2 protein-coding genes are annotated in these 1,750 nt (G+C 45.5%); one reads left to right on the forward strand and one right to left on the reverse strand.

The features are described 5' to 3' along the window. Positions 1-195: 195 nt before the first annotated feature. The gene (locus FE392_RS19835; RefSeq protein WP_319931854.1) at positions 196-810 is read right to left on the reverse strand and encodes a Rha family transcriptional regulator; all 615 of its coding nucleotides are present in this window, start codon (positions 808-810) and stop codon (positions 196-198) included. A gap of 329 nt (positions 811-1,139) precedes the next feature. Between FE392_RS19835 and FE392_RS19840 the strand changes: the two genes are divergently transcribed. Next, positions 1,140-1,682 carry a hypothetical protein gene (locus tag FE392_RS19840; protein ID WP_319931855.1) on the forward strand — a complete coding sequence of 181 codons (543 nt, stop codon included), beginning with the start codon at positions 1,140-1,142 and terminating at the stop codon, positions 1,680-1,682. Positions 1,683-1,750 lie beyond the last annotated feature (68 nt).

The raw sequence follows: 1,750 nt of genomic DNA on the forward strand, positions 1-1,750 counted from the left end.
CAGTTTGAATTGACCATTACACCCATTCTTTGGCAAGATTCAGGCAATCGTCAAACAGCTTGCCTTTCTTACTTGCTGATGCTGAGCGACGGTAATGTTCCTTCGCCCGGTCACTTGCCATCCCTGCGATAGATGAAGAAAAGCCGAGCTTAATTAACTCGGCTTGTACGTTCTTCTCGATGAATTGTTCGGGGTTCATGCGGGTTCTCCCTCATCATCGGGGAAATCGCCAAGGTCACAGAGCTTGAACTGGATTAAGTCTTTCACCAGTTGCTCAGCTTTCTTGATGGCTTTCTTTTCTTTCTTGCGAAGAGTCATCAAGCTACTACCTTTCTGTCCATGTTCAGCGAAAGAGAATTTCTCAGCATGGGCAACTCTGTCTTGCATCTGCAGAATGGTGAGGTCAGTCAATCCTGAGAAATCCATCAAGTTAATGTCCTTACCACCTTCCAGTTCTATCATGTGATCGAACACTTGAGCCTGTAACTCATAGCTGTAGCTCATTGCCATCAGGCAGGCTTCACGCTTGGGGAAGCGATAGATATCACGAACCGATGTAGCGCCATTAGCAATGCTGTATTCATCTTTGGCTAAAAATTTAGCCGATGCTTCATCATCAAGAACTTTGGGGACTTTAACCATAAAGTTCTTATGCGATAATCTCTTATACTTCTTGCCGGGGAATGTTAATCCCTCAGCCTCAGCTTTGACTTTCCTTTCAGCGTTGATGTAATCCACCATTTCCAGACTGGTCATGGTTGGCGCTTCTGTGACAGGGAGATTTGCTTTCTTAATTTCAACTAAAGACATGGTTCGTTCCTTTTAGTGATAAACCTTGCGCTCAGGAGCAACCAGCCCAAAGAGGGATAACCAGTCCGCTACTGGTTGTCCTCAAGGCTTATCCTGAAAGGTTCTTTGGTAGTGCGTCGAGCGTGACGCGGTGAAATGCAGATACAAAAAAGCCACCACGAATGTGATGGCATGGGTTATTGCTTTAACCACTCAAGGGAATAGGTAAAGGAATATTGTTTTTAGTTTCAGAGGGTAACTAATAGTTAAGGTTTATTCGCTTGTTTTGTGGTGGAGATGGGGGTAGAGAGAGATTGTTATAAATATGTTCAAACTTAAGGAGCATTTTTATGTTTATATGTCAAATTTGTAATGAAGGCTATGGTTCCGCGGCTGGTCTGGGCTCACATATGCGGGCGAAGCATCCTTACCAACGACAACTACAACAACAACAACGACAGCAACAACAGCAACAACGACCATTTAAATGCAACGCCAACAATTGTTTTTTCTCTTCTGATACCCAGCACGGCCTGGATTCACATAGGGGTCGCAAGCATCCACAACAGAGAATTCCGTCTCAGTCACCTAACTTGCCGGTATCACAATTTGGCGGGGCGAACTATCCGACCCAACACCCTTCTTCTTCCTTGCAATCAGATATACATGAGAGCTATCAAGCGCCAACCGTACCGGAATATAATCAACTCGGCACATATGACATACAGCGAAATCCAGGGGGCGGGATAATGAGAACTCAAAGCTCGCATCCTGCTGTAACAAGCCCGCATAATGCGCCTGCACACGCTACAGAAGACATATATCAGAGACTGCGTAGAGAAACGCTGAGTAAATATCCTGGTATGTGGCCACCACCACCTCGTCGTTATTAATCACACCAACTTTCTGGCAGCCCCGAGCTAAGGTCTTTGATGCTAGCCCTTATACCCACCACCCCAGA

The organism is Xenorhabdus santafensis (assembly GCF_033949405.1).
In the GTDB taxonomy this organism is placed as follows: Bacteria; Pseudomonadota; Gammaproteobacteria; order Enterobacterales; family Enterobacteriaceae; genus Xenorhabdus; species Xenorhabdus santafensis.